This is a genomic window from Shewanella psychropiezotolerans (genome assembly GCF_007197555.1).
Lineage (GTDB): Bacteria > Pseudomonadota > Gammaproteobacteria > Enterobacterales > Shewanellaceae > Shewanella > Shewanella psychropiezotolerans.
This window is the reverse complement of sequence record NZ_CP041614.1, coordinates 4,295,955-4,312,299: the sequence shown is the minus strand read 5'-3', so window position 1 is coordinate 4,312,299 and position 16,345 is coordinate 4,295,955. Positions and strand designations below refer to the sequence as shown.

Genomic DNA, 16,345 nt, shown 5'->3' with positions numbered 1-16,345 from the left:
GCTTGTTATAAAAGCCACCGCAGACCGCTCTAGCAAAGGATTTGGTTGCGGTGCAAAAATTACATTCAAGGGGATGACATGAACAAATCTGAACTAATCGAGAAAATCGCTTCTGGTGCTGACATTTCTAAAGCGGCTGCTGGCCGTGCATTAGATTCTTTCATCGGCGCAGTCACTGACGGCCTTAAAGATGGCGATAAGATTTCTCTTGTTGGTTTTGGTACTTTTGAAGTGCGTCAACGTGCTGAGCGTACTGGTCGCAACCCACAGACGGGTGCAGAGATCAAGATTGCTGCAGCAAACATTCCTGCATTCAAAGCAGGTAAAGCTCTAAAAGACGCTGTAAACTAAGATCCGTTTTACCACTCTTTTTAAAAGAGTTTCGTAAGATACAAGCACTGCTTTAGCGGTGCTTTTACGAATAATGAGTATGACAGGCATTCAGTAGCATAAGTTGCTAATGACCTCAAGTTTACGAAAAGGCGCATCTCAAACGTGATGCGCCTTTTTATTTTTTAATCGCAACGAGCGAGAGAACAGATGTTAGAGAAGATTCGCGAAGGCTCACAGGGCGTGATTGCAAAAAGCATTCTGGTTCTAGTAATACTTTCCTTTGCATTTACTGGTGTAAGTAGTTACTTAGGATCATCGACAGAGGCAGCAGCTGCCACTGTTAATGGTGAAGATATCAGTGAGTCAGCCTTGGAACAAGCCTACCAAAGTGAACGTGCTCGATTAGAGCAGCAACTGGGTGAAATGTTCCAAGCGCTAGCCGCAGATGATACTTATCTGGCAAGTGTAAAGCAAAGCGTGTTAGAACGTTTGGTCGCAGAAAAGTTACTCGATCAAACCGCCACTGAACTTGGTTTGCGAGTATCAGATCAGCAGATTAAGAATGCCATCATGACTGAGCCTGCATTTCAGACCGATGGTCAATTCGATAACGACCGTTATCTGGCCATTTTGCGTCAGTTAGGCTATCAGGCGAATACGTTCAGGAATATGATGCGGACCGATATGACCCGCCGTCAACTTGTTGCTTCTCTGGTCGGTTCTGAATTTGTGCTTCCTGGTGAAACCAGTTATTTGGCAGGTATTCAGGGGCAGACCCGCGATATTCGTTATCATATTGTAGATGCAAGCCCATTTGTAGCTGATGCTGAAGTGACTGATGAACAGGCGCAAGCATTTTTTGATGCGAATCTTGCACAATTCATGAGTCCTGAGACTATGAGTCTCGAATACATTGAGCTTAATGCTACTGATATGGCTAACGATGTGGCAGTGACCGATGCAGAGGCTCAAGCCTATTATGATGAGAATAAGCAGCAGTATCTAAAGGCTGAGAAACGCCTTGCTGCACATATTCTCGTTAACCTTGGCGATGATGAGTCAGCATCAAAAGCTAAGGCCGAAGCTATCTATTCCAAGCTCCAAGCTGGTGAAGATTTTGCTGAGCTTGCCAAAACTGAGTCTGAAGACACTTTCAGTGGCGAGCAGGGTGGTCAATTAGATTGGTTTGAACAAGGCGTCATGGAGCCAGCTTTCGATGATGTGCTTTATTCACTGTCAAAAGGTTCATATTCGACTGTGGTGAAGACAAGCTTTGGTTATCATATCATCAAGCTACTCGACGTCCAGCCAGGGGCCGAAGCACCTTTTGCTGATGTTAAAGATAAGATTATTGCTCAGCTGAAAGATAAGGCAGCGGTCGACACTTATTATGGTTTGCAGCAGACACTTGCCGATGTGACCTATGAAGTGCCTGATACCTTGAGTGAAGCAGCGAGTGAGCTTGGAGTTGAAGTCATGACTTCACCCGTGTTTACTCGCTCTAATGCACCGGCACCGTTCGATAACCCAGATGTGTTGAAGGCGGCTTTTTCTACCAACGTATTGCTAGATGGAATGAACAGCGATGTGATTGAGATAGACGCTAACCATGCCATGGTTATCCGCATCAAGTCTCACACTACTGCGGGTACTGTCGATTTCGCTAAGGTAAAAGCCGGTATTGTTGAGCGTTTGAAGCAGGAGCAAGCTAATGAAGTGGCTCGTGAGAAGGCTCAAACCTTAATGAGTGCTTTCCCTGACGCCGAGTCGAGCACTGAGTTTGTAACTAAGGCAAAACTTGGACGTTTCGAACAAGGTATCGATGCCTCTATCACCAGCAAAGCATTCCAGATGGCTCAACCTGCTGATTCAGCCGTTGTCGATACAGTGGCGCTTGCCAATGGTTATGCCGTTATCGTGCTAGACAAGGTTAATCTTGCTGAAGGTATCGATGACAACTTACTGGGTGCTCTTGAACAACGTCTGAGCGCACAATACAGTGAAGGTGATTACCGCGCACTGATTGCGACATTAAAAGCCAAAGGCGATGTGGTATACAGCTCTACGCAGTAATGAACGCATTGTGAGTTTACTCACTTAAATTAAAGGTCAGCATCAGCTGACCTTTTTTATGTCCGGAACACTTATGAAGATTTACCAGGGATGGGTATAAATCTTCGTTATGTCTGGAAGATTTATGCCAACCCCCATGGATGGAATAGGGCTGGTATTTATGTCTGGCCATAAATGTTCCATTCATTCATGGCAGTCAGAAAATTTATGCTTTTTAGAACCTAGAACCTATAGGCACAGCCAATTTAAGTAAAAAAAATGCATCACTTCAAAGTGATGCATTTTTTAAAGACTTAACTTATTTGGGATGACAAACACCCCATAAGTATTTGTCTAAATCTGTTCGACGTCGAAGTTAACTTCTGGATTAACATCTAGTTCATAATCCACAGACTCAATACCGAAGCCGAATAGCTTGAGGAATTCATCCTTATACTCACGGTAATCGGTAAGCTCAGCCAAGTTTTCAGTGGTGACTAATGGCCATTGTTCGCGACAATGCTGCTGGATCTCTTCTCTTAGCTCCCAGTCATCGAGACGTAAGCGGTTAGCGTCATCAACTTGTGGCGCCTCACCATCTTCACGATACAGACGCTCAGTGAACATGCGGTTGATCTGTTCCATACAGCCTTCATGTAGGCCTTCTTCGCGCATCTTTTTAAATACCATGGCGATATATAGAGGCATGACCGGAATAGCCGAGCTGGCTTGAGTGACTACGCTCTTAAGTACGGCGACATTTGCGCTACCACCTGTGATAGATAATTTCTCATCTAATGCTTTAGCCGCGCGGTCAAGATCCATTTTGGCTTTACCCAGGGCGCCATGCCAGTAGATAGGCCAAGTCAATTCTGTGCCGATATAGCTATAGGCGACGGTCTTGCAACCATCGGCCAGTACCCCAGCCTCAGATAACGCTGCTAGCCACAGCTCCCAGTCTTCACCACCCATGACTGTCACTGTGTCTTGGATCTCTTGCTCGCTGGCAGGCTCTACACTGGTCTCGATAATAAGATCTTTATTAGTGTCTACTGCGGTAGCGGTATACGTCTCGCCAATAGGCTTGAGCGCTGAGCGGATAAGCTCACCCGAATCGGGTAATTTACGCACTGGAGAGGCTAAAGAGTAGACCACCATATCGACTTGGCCCAAGTCGGCTTTAATAATGTCGATGGCTTTTTGTTTAGCTTCATGACTGAATGCATCACCATTGAGGCTCTTAGAGTACAAACCATCGGCTTTGGCAAACCTATCGAAGGCTGCAGAGTTATACCAGCCGGCAGTGCCTGACTTTCTTTCAGTCCCTGGTTTTTCGAAGAAGATACCTAGAGTGGCTGCGCCACTGCCGAAGGCGGCAGCAATACGAGAAGATAGACCATATCCACTTGAAGAGCCGATAACTAAAACTTTCTTAGGGCCGTTTTTTAAGCTTCCCTTTGCCTTAGTGATATTGATCTGTTCGAGTACATTAGCTTCACAACCAACAGGATGAGTAGTGGTGCATATAAAGCCACGTGTTTTAGGTTTGATTATCATGTTTCAGCTTCTCTTTAAAAAGTGACGATAGGATAATTAATCAAGAGCCAAATGGCACTGATTATTCCTGATTTTCTTTAAAAATGGCCAGTGGTAAGAGCAGTTTACTGGATTTAAATATCGTTTAAGACGGTTAATCTTGATGGTTAAGCATGGATGAACTGACTATACCCTATGGGTTAACCATGCTTCTTGAGTGTCCTGTTGTGTCGTTTCTGACTAAACAGAGTTAGCTCCTGGATCAGACGTTGAGTATATTCATGTTTTGGTGCATTGAATAATTCTTCTGTTGTCGCTTTCTCAACCATCTCCCCATGATGAAGCACCATCACCTTATCGCTAAAGTGACGAATGATGCTGAGGTTATGCGACACGAAAATATAAGACAATCCCATCTCTTTTTGAAGTTTTAACAGTAAGTTGAGAATTTGCGATCGGACCGAAAGGTCAAGAGCGGTGAGCGCTTCATCCGCTATGATTATTTTGGGGTCCAACATCAGCGCACGGGCAACGGCAACGCGTTGCTTCATCCCCTCTGAAATCATGTGAGGATAGAAATCCGCGTGTTCGGGTAACAGACCCACCTTTCTGAGTTTATCAACGACTTGTGCTCTACGCTGTCTGGCATCGAGTTTGGTATTAAACTTGAGTGGTTCATCGAGTAAATCCCCGATTGTCAATTTAGGATTCAGTGATGTGTTGGGGTCTTGAAAAATCATCCTGATGAGTTTACATCTCTGCTTTAGGTTTCTTTTTTCCAGCGCTTCACCTTCGAAATAAATCTCGCCACTACTGCGGACTTCGGCGCCAACGAGTATCCTTGCCAGGGTGCTCTTTCCCGAACCAGCTTCGCCAACAATCGCTAAGGTTTCACCAGTATTGAGCTCAAAGGAGACCGGAGACAAAGCTTGATTATACTCACGTTTAAACCCTTTGTAGCCTGCATAGAAACGCTTACTTAGGTTGTTAACTTGAAGCAGTGGTGTCTTCATTACATGTTTCTTCTTGGTAAGGGAAATGACAGGCAAAATAGCGATTTTTTTTATGACTTAAATTAGGACGGATCACGCATTTCTTTTCGGCGCGTGGGCACCTTGGACCGAGTCGGCAACCTATGGGAAGATGTTGCAGTGCAGGTGCTGAGCCTGGTAGTGTGCGCATGATCGATTTGTGAGCGATTTGTCCCGTGTGGTCCGGAATATTATTAAGCAGTGTTTTAGTGTATGGATGATAAGGATGGGCTAAAATTTCAGCCGTAGGGCCTGACTCCATGATTTGTCCACAATACATTACCGACAGTTGATCACACCAGATTGATAAGGTCTCGAGCTCATGACTGATCAACAGAATGGATACATCCTGTAGCTGGTTTAATTTAGTCAGCAGGCGAAAGATCTGCGCCTGTGTGTCCATCTCCATGGAATTGGTTGGCTCATCGGCTATTAATAGCCTAGGTTGGTTGGCAATAGCCATGGCTATCATCACCTTTTGACACTCGCCTTCGGATAGCTCCCAGGCATAACTGGCCATGACTTTTTGTGTGTCCTTGATGCCAACCTTATGCAGCCATTTTTTGGCGGTCTTCCTTTTATCTGCGTTGCGTCGCCAGAAAGGCAGTTTTTTATTTTCTGGCATAGCTTCAACAAGCTGAGTGCCGACACAAATAACAGGATCTAGGCTGCTGGATGGGTCTTGAAATATCATGGCCATTTCGCTTCCCATCAGGTTGCGTCGCTGCTTCGAACTCATCTCTAACAGATTGTGTCCATCCCACAACATGCGATCGGCCTTGATCGTCCAGTTATGGCCTGGAATCCCTAAGATAGCTCGAGCTAATAAGCTGCGGCCAGAACCGGACTCTCCAACTAAGCCGTGAATTTCAGCCGGGTTGATGGTTAAGCTGACTCTATCCAGTGCCTTGACGCGCCCGTGAGGGGTGTCTAGTTCAATGGTGAGGTTACGAATATCGAGTAAAGGCATAATCAGGTATCAACATTAATTATTGATCGGCGACAGTGCAGATCGTAAGCCGTCACCGACTAAGTTAATGGCTAGGACACAGCACAAGATGGCAATGCCGGGTATCGTCACAGTCCATGGGGCGGTTAACAGGTTATCCATTCCCTGGGATACCATGGCGCCCCATTCAGGGCTCGGGGCTTGTGCGCCTAAGTTTAAGAAGCCCAGCGCGGCGATATCTAAAATGGCTGCCGAGATCCCTAAGGTGGTTTGTATGATTAATGTGTCCCATATATTTGGCATGATGACATACCAGAAAATTTGAAACTGATTCGCACCATCGAGTTTTGCCGCTGTGACATACTCTTTTTGCAACTCTTCATGAATGGCTTGATGAATGGCACGGACAAACTGAGGCGTAAGCGCAATGCCCACGGCCCAAAAAACGTTTTCTAATCCCGGTCCCATCACTGCGACTACTAATATCGCCATTAGCAGAGAGGGGATTGACAACAAGGCATCGAGCAGGTGACTGAGAATACTTGATTTTAGCCCTTTCATCATGCCTGAGATTGAACCGATAATAAAACCGAGAATCAATGATGCGAGGACTATGCCTAAGGCCATACCGAAGGTTAAGTGAGCGCCATGGAGCAGGCGACTGAAAATATCGCGACCTAAATCGTCGGTACCAAGGAAGTGCTCTACTGTTCCGGCTGCATCCCAGGATGGTGCCAACAAGAGTGCGTGTGGATCTTGCTGCTCCGGAGCATAGGGGGCGATAAGCGGACCAAATAGGGCCAGCAATAAGAAACAAATCACAGTCCATAATCCAGCAAAAGCGAACGGATTATCTGAAAAAGCATGCCAGAATCTGCGCATTGGAGAGGGTATCTCATCTTCCTGATAGATCTTAATTTGCGGCATAAAGCTCTTTCCTGCTTAGGGGGTTGATTGCCGTATGAAGGACTTCAATCATGATACTTAAAAATATGATGATCAAGGCAACTGCTAACACACCGCCTTGGATTACTGTGTAATCCCTTTGATAGATGCCCGAGACTAACCAGGCTCCTACACCTGGCCATGAGAAGATGACTTCAACAACCATGGCATAGCTGGCGAATGTGCCTAACATGAGACCTAGATTTTTCAGCACAGGTATCAAGGCGTTGGGAAGGGCATGACGTAACACTATGTGACTGGTATGTAGGCCTCTGGCCTCTGCCGCCTTAATGTAGGTCTTATCCATGATGGATATGATCGCCGAGCGTGTGCTTCTCAGCACCACAGTGAATGGGAGTACGGCCAGTGTAACAGCGGGCAATATGATGTGCTGCAGGGCATCGATAAAGGCTGAGTCTGCATAGGGTGAATCTGAAACAAGCGTGTCAATCAGCACAAATCCTGTGACAGGGGCAATTTCATAGAGCAAGTTTAGCTGACCAGAGATGGGCAACCAGCCCAGTTGTACACCAAACCAGAGTGATAAGGTTAAACCCAGCCAAAAAACAGGAATAGAATATCCAGTTAAGGTGATGGTCATTATGGTGTGTTGGGTGATCTTGTTTTTACTCATCGACGCCAAAACGCCAAGGGGTATACCGAAAAGCAGTGCTAACATTGCAGCGACAATAGCCAGTTCGAATGAGGCGGGTAATACTGCCGCTAGCTCATCTGTCACTGGTTGCTGTGATGTAGCTGAAATCCCCAAATTACCCGTTAACCTTTGCTGAAGATATCCAATAAATTGGCCGAATTGGTTGCTCTCGAGTCGATAATCTTGATCGATTTGTGCGATCTGTTCGACTGTTGGCGCATGTATGCCGGTCAGCGAAAACCGTATCTCGACTGGGAAGTGGTGTGTGGCGATAAACAGCACCGCGAGTAGTACCAAGGATGTGGCCACAAACAGATTCATTCTACGTAACAGATATCGAGCCATTATCTTACCTCCTCAATAGTCATCATATCCCTATGGCGATCGGCATTAAAGGATATTCCACCAAATGGAGTGAGCTGGCTATTATCTATTCCTTTTTTCTTCAAAATAAGTCGGGTCGCATGGGCAAAGGGCAGCATAGGTAGCTCTTGTGCAAATAGAGCCTCGGCCTCTTGGTAGAGGGCTTTACGTTCTTTTTTTGAAGTGATTGATTTTGCTTTAAAGAGAATCTCATCGAATTTTGGGTTACACCAACGGGAGCGATTACTGTTCGACAGTACGGATGCGCAGCTGAGGATCGGAGTAAAGAAGTTGTCTGGATCGCTGTTATCGGCATTCCAACCTATAAGCACAGAGTCGTAGCTCCTTTGACTTAATTTCTGGTTGAATACACTCCAATCATAGCTAACGATATTGACCTTAACGCCGATGTCAGCCAGGTCCGCCTGAATGAGTTCAGCCGTTTTATGAGCGTTAGGGTTGTATATACGCGCGACGGGCATGGCCCAGATATCGATAGCGAGATTTTTTATGCCTGCTTCTCTTAAGAGTTGTCTGGCTTTCTCGGGATTATAATCTACCAGGCTTTGATTTTTCGAATATGCCCAGGACATTGGCGGGAGCATGCCCGTGGAGCCAACAGCTGTCTTCTGGTAAACCGCTCTGAGAATATTATCCCTGTCTACGGCGTGGGCTAGGGCTCTGCGTACTCTGACATCATTAAAGGGGGCTTTTTGAGTATTAAACGCCCAAAATGCGACATTAAATCCAGGCAGTGAATCTACTTCTAGTTCATCATGTTCGAAAACAACCGAGAGCTCACCAGCCTTTGGGAGGGCGGAGACACTGCAATCTCCTGTGATGAGTTTAGCCAGTCTGGTGGTACTCTTAGGAGTGATATCAAACACTAACAGTTCTGCGCTGGGTAAGCGTCGCCAATAATCCTCATTACGATGGTAGCGTATATAGTCGTTTTTGACATATTTCACCAGCTGAAAAGGTCCAGTGCCGACGGGCTCTCGGTCAATTTTTTCTGATTCACCTTTTTCAACCAAGGTATCTGCATATTCGGCCGACAAGATAACGGCAAACCCAGATGCTAAGTTGGCGAGAAAAGAGGCATCTTTATGCTTTAGATGGAAGGCGACTTCATAGTCAGACAGTTTTTCAATTGATTCGATCTGTTTATCGAAGCCTATGCTCTGAAAAAACGGGTATCCCGTCTTGGAGATATGATGAAATGGGTGGGATGAATCGATAACCCTGTTGAATGAGAACAACACATCGTCAGCATTGAAATGACGTGTCGGTGCAAATTTTGAGGTGTGATGAAAATTAACTTCTCTTCGTAATTGAAAGGTGTAAGTTAATTCATCGTCACTGAGTTGCCAATGTGTGGCTAAGGAGGGTTCTATCTGGCCGGATCTTATATCGTAATCCACTAGCCCATTGTAGATCTGCTGTGAAGTTGCATCCACCGTCGTTCCTGAAGTGACCAGTTGAGGATTGAAAGATTCAGGGTTCCCCTCGGAGCAATAGACTATCCCAGGTGGGACTAGCTTGGGGCCACAACCTGCAAGCAAAACACAGATGCAGGATATGGTAGGGTATAAAGATAGACGCTTAAGCAGCACTCTCATCGACAGATCAATTTTTCAGGGCTTTGGTGGCCATTTTAGCAGTGCTGATCGTCGATGAGCAATGAACATATGTTATTAAGGCGTATTAAGTTTTATCGAGTAAGTTGTATTTTTTTAAAATGCCGCGTAATTGGTGATAACTTAAGTTTAAAAGTTCGGCGGTTTTCTTTTGATTAAATTGACCCGCCTCTAATGCTTGTTTTAGAAGTGAGACTTCCAAACTTTCACAATGTTCTTTAAAATCAATGGGGAAGGTTATTTGGTCACAGCTGAGTTCAGCTGAGTCCGATGACACTGCATCGCTGCTCGCAACCGGAGCTTGGTTGCTAGCCAGATGTTGTCTCTCGCGTGTCTTCACTCTTGTTGTAGGGCGATAGGGGGAGGCAAAAGGGTCGACCACGATATTGGTAATAGGCGTTTCGGTGTCAGGGTTTCGATAGACGCTTCTCTCCACCACGTTTTTAAGCTCTCGTATGTTACCCGGCCAGTTATGATCCATCAGTTGTTGTATCGCTCTGGGGTTGAAGCCGGGAAATAGCTCATGCTTTAGTTGCCTTGCCATTCCTATGGCAAAGTATTCGGCTAAGGTCATGATATCTTCCTGCCTGTGACGCAGAGGAGGCAAGGTGATCACATCAAAGGCCAATCTGTCGAGTAAATCGGCTCTAAATTCACCGGCTTCGGCTAAGGTGGGAAGATCTTCGTTAGCCGCGCAGATTAACCTGACATCTGTTCGTACTGTTTTACTGCCACCTACTCGCTCAAATTCACCGTACTCTATTACGCGAAGCAATTTTTCCTGGATCAGCCCAGAAGTATTAGCGAGTTCATCGAGAAACAAGCTACCGCCATCGGCGCGCTCAAATCGACCCTCATGCTTTTTATTTGCGCCAGTAAAAGCACCGGCATCATGGCCAAAGAGCTCACTTTCGAGTAAGTTTTCACTCAGTGAAGAACAATTAAGTTTAATAAAGCTTTGATCCCAACGTGTGGACAGGAAATGGAGGCGTTCTGCAATGAGCTCCTTACCTGTACCACGTTCGCCAATAATAAGGACGGGCTTAGACAGAGGTGCGATCTGTGAAACATGCTCCAATACTTCGAGGAGCGCATTTGATTGACCGATAAGATTATCTTGCTGAAATTGATTTGCCACAGTAAGTTTTAGTCTTTAACGCTAATAGTTGGTGAAAATAATAATAAGACCCTCTGTTATTAAAAGAAAGAAAAAGTTAATATATTGGTTAAGTTACTGTATTTTATGAAATATGAAAAGTTGGCACAGAAAGTGGATTAATATCTACGAAACCAACGTTAATTTAAGGACAGCATTATGGGAATTTTCTCTCGCTTCGCAGATATCATTAATTCAAATATCTCTTCATTACTGGATAAAGCCGAAGATCCAGAAAAAATGGTTCGCTTGATTATTCAAGAGATGGAAGACACCTTAGTAGAGGTTCGTTCTACATCGGCCAAAGTATTAGCAGAGAAGAAGGAGATAATCCGTCGCATCACTAAGGTGCAGGAGCAGGTCCACGACTGGGAAGGAAAAGCCGAGCTTGCATTGTCGAAAGACCGTGAAGACCTTGCTAAAGCTGCTCTGGTTGAAAAACAGAAGGCGAGTGAGCTTGCCGATACCTTGACTCATGAACTTGTGGTTGTTGAAGAGCAGATTACTCGCTTAAAAGAGGAGGTTAACTTGCTGCAGCAGAAGCTGGCCGATGCCAAGGCTCGTCAAAAGACCATCATTATGCGTAAGCAAACAGCATCTTCACGTTTAGAAGTGAAGAAGCAACTTGATTCTAGCAAGATAGATAACGCTATGAGTAAGTTTGAGCAGTATGAGCGTCGTGTAGAGGGACTCGAGTCACAAGTCGATGCCTATGACCTGGGCAATAAGAAAAGTTTAAGTGATGAGTTTGCAGCACTGGAAGCTGAAGACTCTGTCAATGCCGAGCTTGAGGCATTAAAAGCCAAAATAAAGAGCAGCAAGGCAAAGACTAAAGCCAAATAATTACAATTCAGAGGTGAGTTATGAACATGGATATTTTAATGGCCCCAATTATTATTTTTCTGATAATCGTGGCTCCCATTTGGCTGATACTTCACTACCGCAGTAAGCGTCAGGTGAGCCAGGGACTTACTGAAGAAGAGTATTCACAGCTTAATGAGCTCATTGGCAGAGCCGATAAAATGGCTCAACGTATCGATACATTGGAAGCGATTTTAGACAGCGAATCACCACAATGGAGGGGACGCAATGAGTAACAGTGACATCAGACTTTGGGCGGTTTCAACCGGCGGGGCAGACTCTTTAAATCGGGGAGTAGCAGTAAGCTATAGTGGCAACAGACTTAGGGTGGTTACAATCGGCGAGGCAGGCCTTTTAACGCGGAGGAATTGAAATGAGTGACACTAGAGGACGTACCTTATATCGCATTCCTCAATCAGGTAAAATAGCTGGGGTTTGTTCTGGAATCGCAGACTATTTCGGCTTTGAAACCTGGCTAGTAAGAGTCGTCGCCGCTTCAATATTTCTTTTAGGTGGCTCGGGAATTGTGTTGATCATCTATGTATTACTTTGGATGATTTTAGATATTAAACCCGGGACCGACAAAAATAAAAAAGCGCATAAGGATATAGAAATAAAGAAAAAGGTTTGGCAATCGGGTGAGCCTCCGAAGATGGCTCTGCGTGATGTAAACTCTCAATTTAGAAGTTTGGAAATCAGGCTTCAAAAATTGGAACGTCATGTCACCTCGGACAGTTTCGACTTGAAACAAGAGATCAATAACCTTTAATCCTTCCAATGGGCGGCCCTGTCGCCCACATAACTTTAAGTGCAGGCTATGGGTCGTATCAACCGCTCTTTATCTAAGTTTGGCAAAACAGTCAGTAATAAAACCCAATCATTCGCCCATAGGGCTTCAGATCGAAATATCAGATTAGCAGTCACTGGACTCTCAGGTTCAGGAAAAACAGCCTTCATCACAGGCCTTGTTAATCAACTTCTTAACGCGGGTCTCTCAGGAAAGAGTAATAACCTTCCTTTATGGCAAGTCACCAGAGATGAGCGTTTGTATGGCGTAAAGCGTGCGCTTCAGCCTGACTTGACCGTGGCAAGTTTCGACTATGATTTAGGCATGAATGCCTTAAAGCAAGCCGTTCCGCAATGGCCTGCATCGACACGCAATATTAGTGAAATTAGATTAACCCTCAAATATCAACCTAGCCAAGGAATATTGGCTAAATTCACCGATAGCGCCAGCCTGTATCTGGACATTATCGACTATCCCGGAGAATGGCTACTCGACCTGCCTATGCTCAAACAAAGCTATGAGCACTGGTCCATGGCGCAGGAGCTGCGTAAGCCGATATTGGCTAAGTCACAATATTATCCGGATTTTGTTACGGCCTTGGACTCGCTGGAATTAGGGTCTAATGCCGACGAAGCAGAGTTAAAGCACATCGCCGAGTTATACCGACAGGTATTGGTAGATTGCGTGCATCAACATGGTTTTTATTATGCTCAGCCGGGTCGATTACTCCTTCCCGGTGAGTTTGCCGGCTCCCCAGTATTGGCTTTTTTTCCTTTGCTAAATACATCCGAAGATGCGCGGGAAAGTCTTGAAAACACCCATGCTAACTCGGCCTATCAAGTATTGAAAACCCGATACAAAGAGTATCAGGACAAGGTGATAAGGCCTTTCTATAAAGACTATTTTTCTACCTTTGACCGTCAGTTGCTACTGGTCGATTGTTTTACGCCGCTAAACAGAGGCAAGGAGCAGTTCGATGATATGACACAAGCGCTTAATGGCATCATGGAGAGTTTTAAATTTGGACAATCTAACCTATTAAAACGCCTGTTTTCCCCCGAATCGATAAACTGCTCTTCGCGGCGAGTAAGGTAGATCATATCACCCGGGATCAACAAGGTAATGTGTTGTCATTACTGACCCAACTGGTTAAACAGAGTCAGAGACAGGCGAAGTTTGAAGGCTGTGAGGTCGAGACCATGGCCATCAGTGCCATCAAGGCTACCCAGCACGGAATGATCAGATCGGGTAAGGGCGAAATAGAAGTCGTCAAAGGTGTCAGTTTGAATGAGAGAGAGCCAATTACCCTGTTTCCGGGGGAAGTGCCAAAATCATTGCCTGGGGCTAACTTTTGGGGCTCTCAGGGGTTTGAGTTTACCAGCTTCGCGCCACCTAATTATGCTCCTCAATCAGATGAAGCCGATTTTGAACATATACGACTAGACCACTTGCTGCAATTTTTGCTCGGTGACAAGCTTAAATAGTTGGCCGTGTTGAGAGAATCATATGAAAGATAGAGAAGCTGCCTCTTCGCAAGAGAATAAGAAAGATAGTGAAAAAGAGGCTGAGCATACGATAAAACAGAAGCAGGTATTTGAATCCAGAGCGGGTGAAGTAGCGCCAAGCTTTCGGGAAGCTGAGCGATTCGAAGAGCAAGCTCAATTTATTGAGACCCCTCATGATAAAGAGGAGGAGGTCTTGACCGATGAGGTCATAGATAATGAAGTCGCCTCCAGCTTATCCGAACGTTCTGGATTATTTGAAAATAGTTCCAAACGTACAGTCAAACCTCGATGGTCTGTGCTTGCCAAACTTATCATCATGGGACTCATCGGCCTGGTTATCACAGAGACGACTCTGGGACTGAGGGACGCTTGGTTACAGAGCCCTTGGTTATTCGGTTTGTACTCCAGTGTGACTTTATTGATCACGTTATGGGCGGGGAAACTCATATTTCGTGAATGGCGTCATTTACTCAGGCTAAAGTCGGTGGAAGAGGCGCAACAAACCGGGGATAGACTCGCTCAAAGTATGCAGCAGGGTGAAGCCGATAAATTTATCGGTAATATCATCACTAATCTACCTGAAGGCATTGACTTTAATAAGTATCATGACGCCAGCCGAGATGGGCATAATGATGCTGAAAAGTTGATTTTATTCGATGAGATCATATTGAGTGATAGAGATAAAGTGGCAAAGAAAATTGTTCGCCGCTTCGCTCAAGAGTCGGCGCTGTTATTAGCGGCAAGCCCTCTGGCAGTGCTCGATATGGCCATTATTCTCTGGCGAAATCAACGTATGATAGTCAAGATTGCCCACTGCTATGGTATTGAATTGGGTTATTGGAGCCGTATCAAGTTGATAAGAGGTGTTATCACTAACATCATCTATGCTGGCACCAGTGAAATTGTCACAGATCTTGGCACTCAATTGCTTTCAGTTGAGATGTCCGGTAAGTTGTCCGCCCGTCTTGGACAAGGACTCGGTGGCGGCCTACTGACGGCACGTCTAGGTTATCAAGCGATGGGACTGTGTAGACCACTCTCCTTTAAAGAGTCTTCCAGGCCAAGGCTTTCAGGAATACATAAAGAGTTATTGTTAGATCTTAAGGAGTTATCTTCTTCGGTATTTAATGGCAAGGTCAAAGAAAAAGTCAAATGTAATAAAGACTTTACATCTTGAACTTGATTATTTCTCATCCGCTGTTTACTCCGGATAGTGTCTGGGTACATGGTTAAATAACTATCGGTATTTACGTATAATAAAATTAACCGCCGGTGGATACTCAAGTGCAGACCTCGGAGAAATTTTATGCAAGAAAAGTGGAAGCAGGCCACGCAAGTCATACACGCTGGACGTATCAAAGACAGTTCAGGGGCACTCGTTACCCCCTTGTGCCAGAGTGCGACTTTTGTATTTGATAATGCACAACAGGGAGGTGCCAGGTTTTCCGGCGATGAAGCTGGCTATATCTATACTCGACTGGGTAATCCGACCACAGCTGAGTTAGAGCGCAAAATGGCTCGACTCGAAGGTGCCGCAGCGGCAGCGGCTACGGCCTCTGGCATGGCGGCGGTTTCTTCGGCGCTGCTGGCTAACCTTTCACAAGGCGATCATCTGGTTGCTTCCAAGGCCGTATACGGCTGTACCTTTTCACTCATGAGTACTCAGTTAAACAAGTTTGGTATCGACGTCTCATTGGTTGATTTTAAGGATCTCGATGCGATTTCTGCAGCGATAACCGATAAGACCAGAGTGCTTTTTTGTGAGACACCAGTTAATCCTCACCTTGATGTTTTTGACTTGGATGCACTGGCGTCTATTGCAAAAAAGCATGGTTTGATAAGCGTCATAGACAATACTTTTATGACTCCCTTACTACAGCAACCTCTGGCTCACGGGATCGATCTGGTTGTTCATAGTGCGACTAAGTATCTCAACGGACACGGTGATGTCATTGCCGGAATCATCTGTGGCAGTGATGAGCAGATAGAGAAGATAAAATTTGAGACCATGAAAGATTTAGGTGGAGTCTTGTCTCCCCATGATGCCTGGTTGATCTTGCGGGGGCTCAAAACCTTAGATGTTAGAATGGAACGGCATTGTGATAATGCCGACAGAGTGGTCGAATATCTGTTATCTCATCCGAAAGTACTTAAAGTGTATTACCCGGGAATCGAGGGGAGCTATGGTCAGTATCTTCTTGGTAAACAGATGCGCAGGGGTGGTGGAGTGATTGCCTTCGAGCTCAATGCAGACTTAGACAAGTCCATCGAGTTTATCAATAGTCTGCAACTATTTTCTATCGCGGTGAGTTTAGGTGATGCCGAATCTCTCATACAACATCCAGCTTCTATGACCCATGCTACCTATGAGAAAGAGCAACGGGAAGCCGCTGGCATAGGAGAAAATTTATTACGTATATCTGTGGGGCTAGAATCAGTTGAAGATCTTATTGTCGATCTGGAACAAGGCTTAGCTAACATATAACTCAATACCAATCGACATTTGTCCAATTTCATTATGGAGCCTATATAAAA

General features: G+C 45.3%; 14 protein-coding genes and 1 pseudogene. 8 read left to right on the top strand and 7 right to left on the bottom strand.

Annotated features, from left to right (window positions below; all coding sequences use genetic code 11):
* Positions 1 to 78 precede the first annotated feature (78 nt).
* Both FM037_RS19010 and FM037_RS19005 read left to right on the top strand, forming a co-directional pair.
* Complete coding sequence (locus tag FM037_RS19010; RefSeq protein WP_013052264.1) at positions 79 to 351, top strand: HU family DNA-binding protein; 273 nt, start codon at positions 79 to 81, stop codon at positions 349 to 351.
* Between the two features lie 189 nt (positions 352 to 540).
* Positions 541 to 2,406 (top strand): SurA N-terminal domain-containing protein, encoded by a 1,866-nt coding sequence (locus FM037_RS19005; RefSeq protein WP_144047275.1) that lies wholly within the window; start codon positions 541 to 543, stop codon positions 2,404 to 2,406.
* 333 nt (positions 2,407 to 2,739) lie between these two features.
* On the opposite strand, the gene fabV is transcribed toward FM037_RS19005, so the two are convergent.
* The 7 genes from fabV to pspF all read right to left on the bottom strand — a co-directional run bounded on the left by fabV (position 2,740) and on the right by pspF (position 10,639).
* Positions 2,740 to 3,942 (bottom strand): enoyl-ACP reductase FabV, encoded by a 1,203-nt coding sequence (gene fabV, locus FM037_RS19000; protein ID WP_144047274.1) that lies wholly within the window; start codon positions 3,940 to 3,942, stop codon positions 2,740 to 2,742.
* A 179-nt stretch (positions 3,943 to 4,121) separates the two neighbouring features.
* Positions 4,122 to 4,934 (bottom strand): peptide ABC transporter ATP-binding protein, encoded by an 813-nt coding sequence (locus FM037_RS18995; RefSeq protein WP_144047273.1) that lies wholly within the window; start codon positions 4,932 to 4,934, stop codon positions 4,122 to 4,124.
* Entirely contained in the window at positions 4,909 to 5,922 is a 1,014-nt protein-coding gene (locus FM037_RS18990; RefSeq protein ID WP_144047272.1) for a peptide ABC transporter ATP-binding protein, read from the bottom strand. The genes FM037_RS18995 and FM037_RS18990 overlap by 26 nt, the downstream gene beginning before the upstream one ends.
* Positions 5,923 to 5,937: 15 nt before the next feature.
* Complete coding sequence (locus tag FM037_RS18985) at positions 5,938 to 6,828, bottom strand: ABC transporter permease subunit (protein WP_144047271.1); 891 nt, start codon at positions 6,826 to 6,828, stop codon at positions 5,938 to 5,940.
* On the bottom strand, positions 6,815 to 7,846 hold the full coding sequence (locus FM037_RS18980; protein ID WP_144047270.1) for an ABC transporter permease: 1,032 nt from the start codon (positions 7,844 to 7,846) through the stop codon (positions 6,815 to 6,817). Before FM037_RS18980 ends, FM037_RS18985 begins: the two co-directional genes overlap by 14 nt.
* Complete coding sequence (locus FM037_RS18975) at positions 7,846 to 9,483, bottom strand: ABC transporter substrate-binding protein (RefSeq protein WP_144047269.1); 1,638 nt, start codon at positions 9,481 to 9,483, stop codon at positions 7,846 to 7,848. Before FM037_RS18975 ends, FM037_RS18980 begins: the two co-directional genes overlap by 1 nt.
* A gap of 85 nt (positions 9,484 to 9,568) precedes the next feature.
* The gene (gene pspF, locus FM037_RS18970) at positions 9,569 to 10,639 is read right to left on the bottom strand and encodes a phage shock protein operon transcriptional activator (protein ID WP_144047268.1); all 1,071 of its coding nucleotides are present in this window, start codon (positions 10,637 to 10,639) and stop codon (positions 9,569 to 9,571) included.
* Positions 10,640 to 10,816: 177 nt separating this feature from the next.
* Here pspF and pspA point away from each other — a divergent pair, with 177 nt between their 5' ends.
* The 6 genes and pseudogenes from pspA (at position 10,817) to FM037_RS18940 (ending at position 16,295) form a co-directional block, all read left to right on the top strand.
* On the top strand, positions 10,817 to 11,500 hold the full coding sequence (gene pspA / locus FM037_RS18965) for a phage shock protein PspA (protein WP_144047267.1): 684 nt from the start codon (positions 10,817 to 10,819) through the stop codon (positions 11,498 to 11,500).
* Positions 11,501 to 11,520: 20 nt separating this feature from the next.
* Positions 11,521 to 11,754, top strand: a complete 234-nt coding sequence (pspB, locus tag FM037_RS18960) for an envelope stress response membrane protein PspB (RefSeq protein ID WP_005502001.1) — start codon at positions 11,521 to 11,523, stop codon at positions 11,752 to 11,754.
* Between the two features lie 137 nt (positions 11,755 to 11,891).
* Complete coding sequence (gene pspC / locus FM037_RS18955; protein WP_144047266.1) at positions 11,892 to 12,287, top strand: envelope stress response membrane protein PspC; 396 nt, start codon at positions 11,892 to 11,894, stop codon at positions 12,285 to 12,287.
* 48 nt (positions 12,288 to 12,335) lie between these two features.
* A pseudogene (locus FM037_RS18950) lies at positions 12,336 to 13,789 on the top strand (YcjX family protein).
* Between the two features lie 22 nt (positions 13,790 to 13,811).
* Positions 13,812 to 14,987, top strand: coding sequence for a TIGR01620 family protein (locus FM037_RS18945; protein ID WP_144047265.1), 1,176 nt, complete (start codon positions 13,812 to 13,814; stop codon positions 14,985 to 14,987).
* Positions 14,988 to 15,116: 129 nt separating this feature from the next.
* Positions 15,117 to 16,295 carry a trans-sulfuration enzyme family protein gene (locus tag FM037_RS18940; RefSeq protein ID WP_144047264.1) on the top strand — a complete coding sequence of 393 codons (1,179 nt, stop codon included), beginning with the start codon at positions 15,117 to 15,119 and terminating at the stop codon, positions 16,293 to 16,295.
* The last annotated feature ends 50 nt before the right edge of the window (positions 16,296 to 16,345 follow it).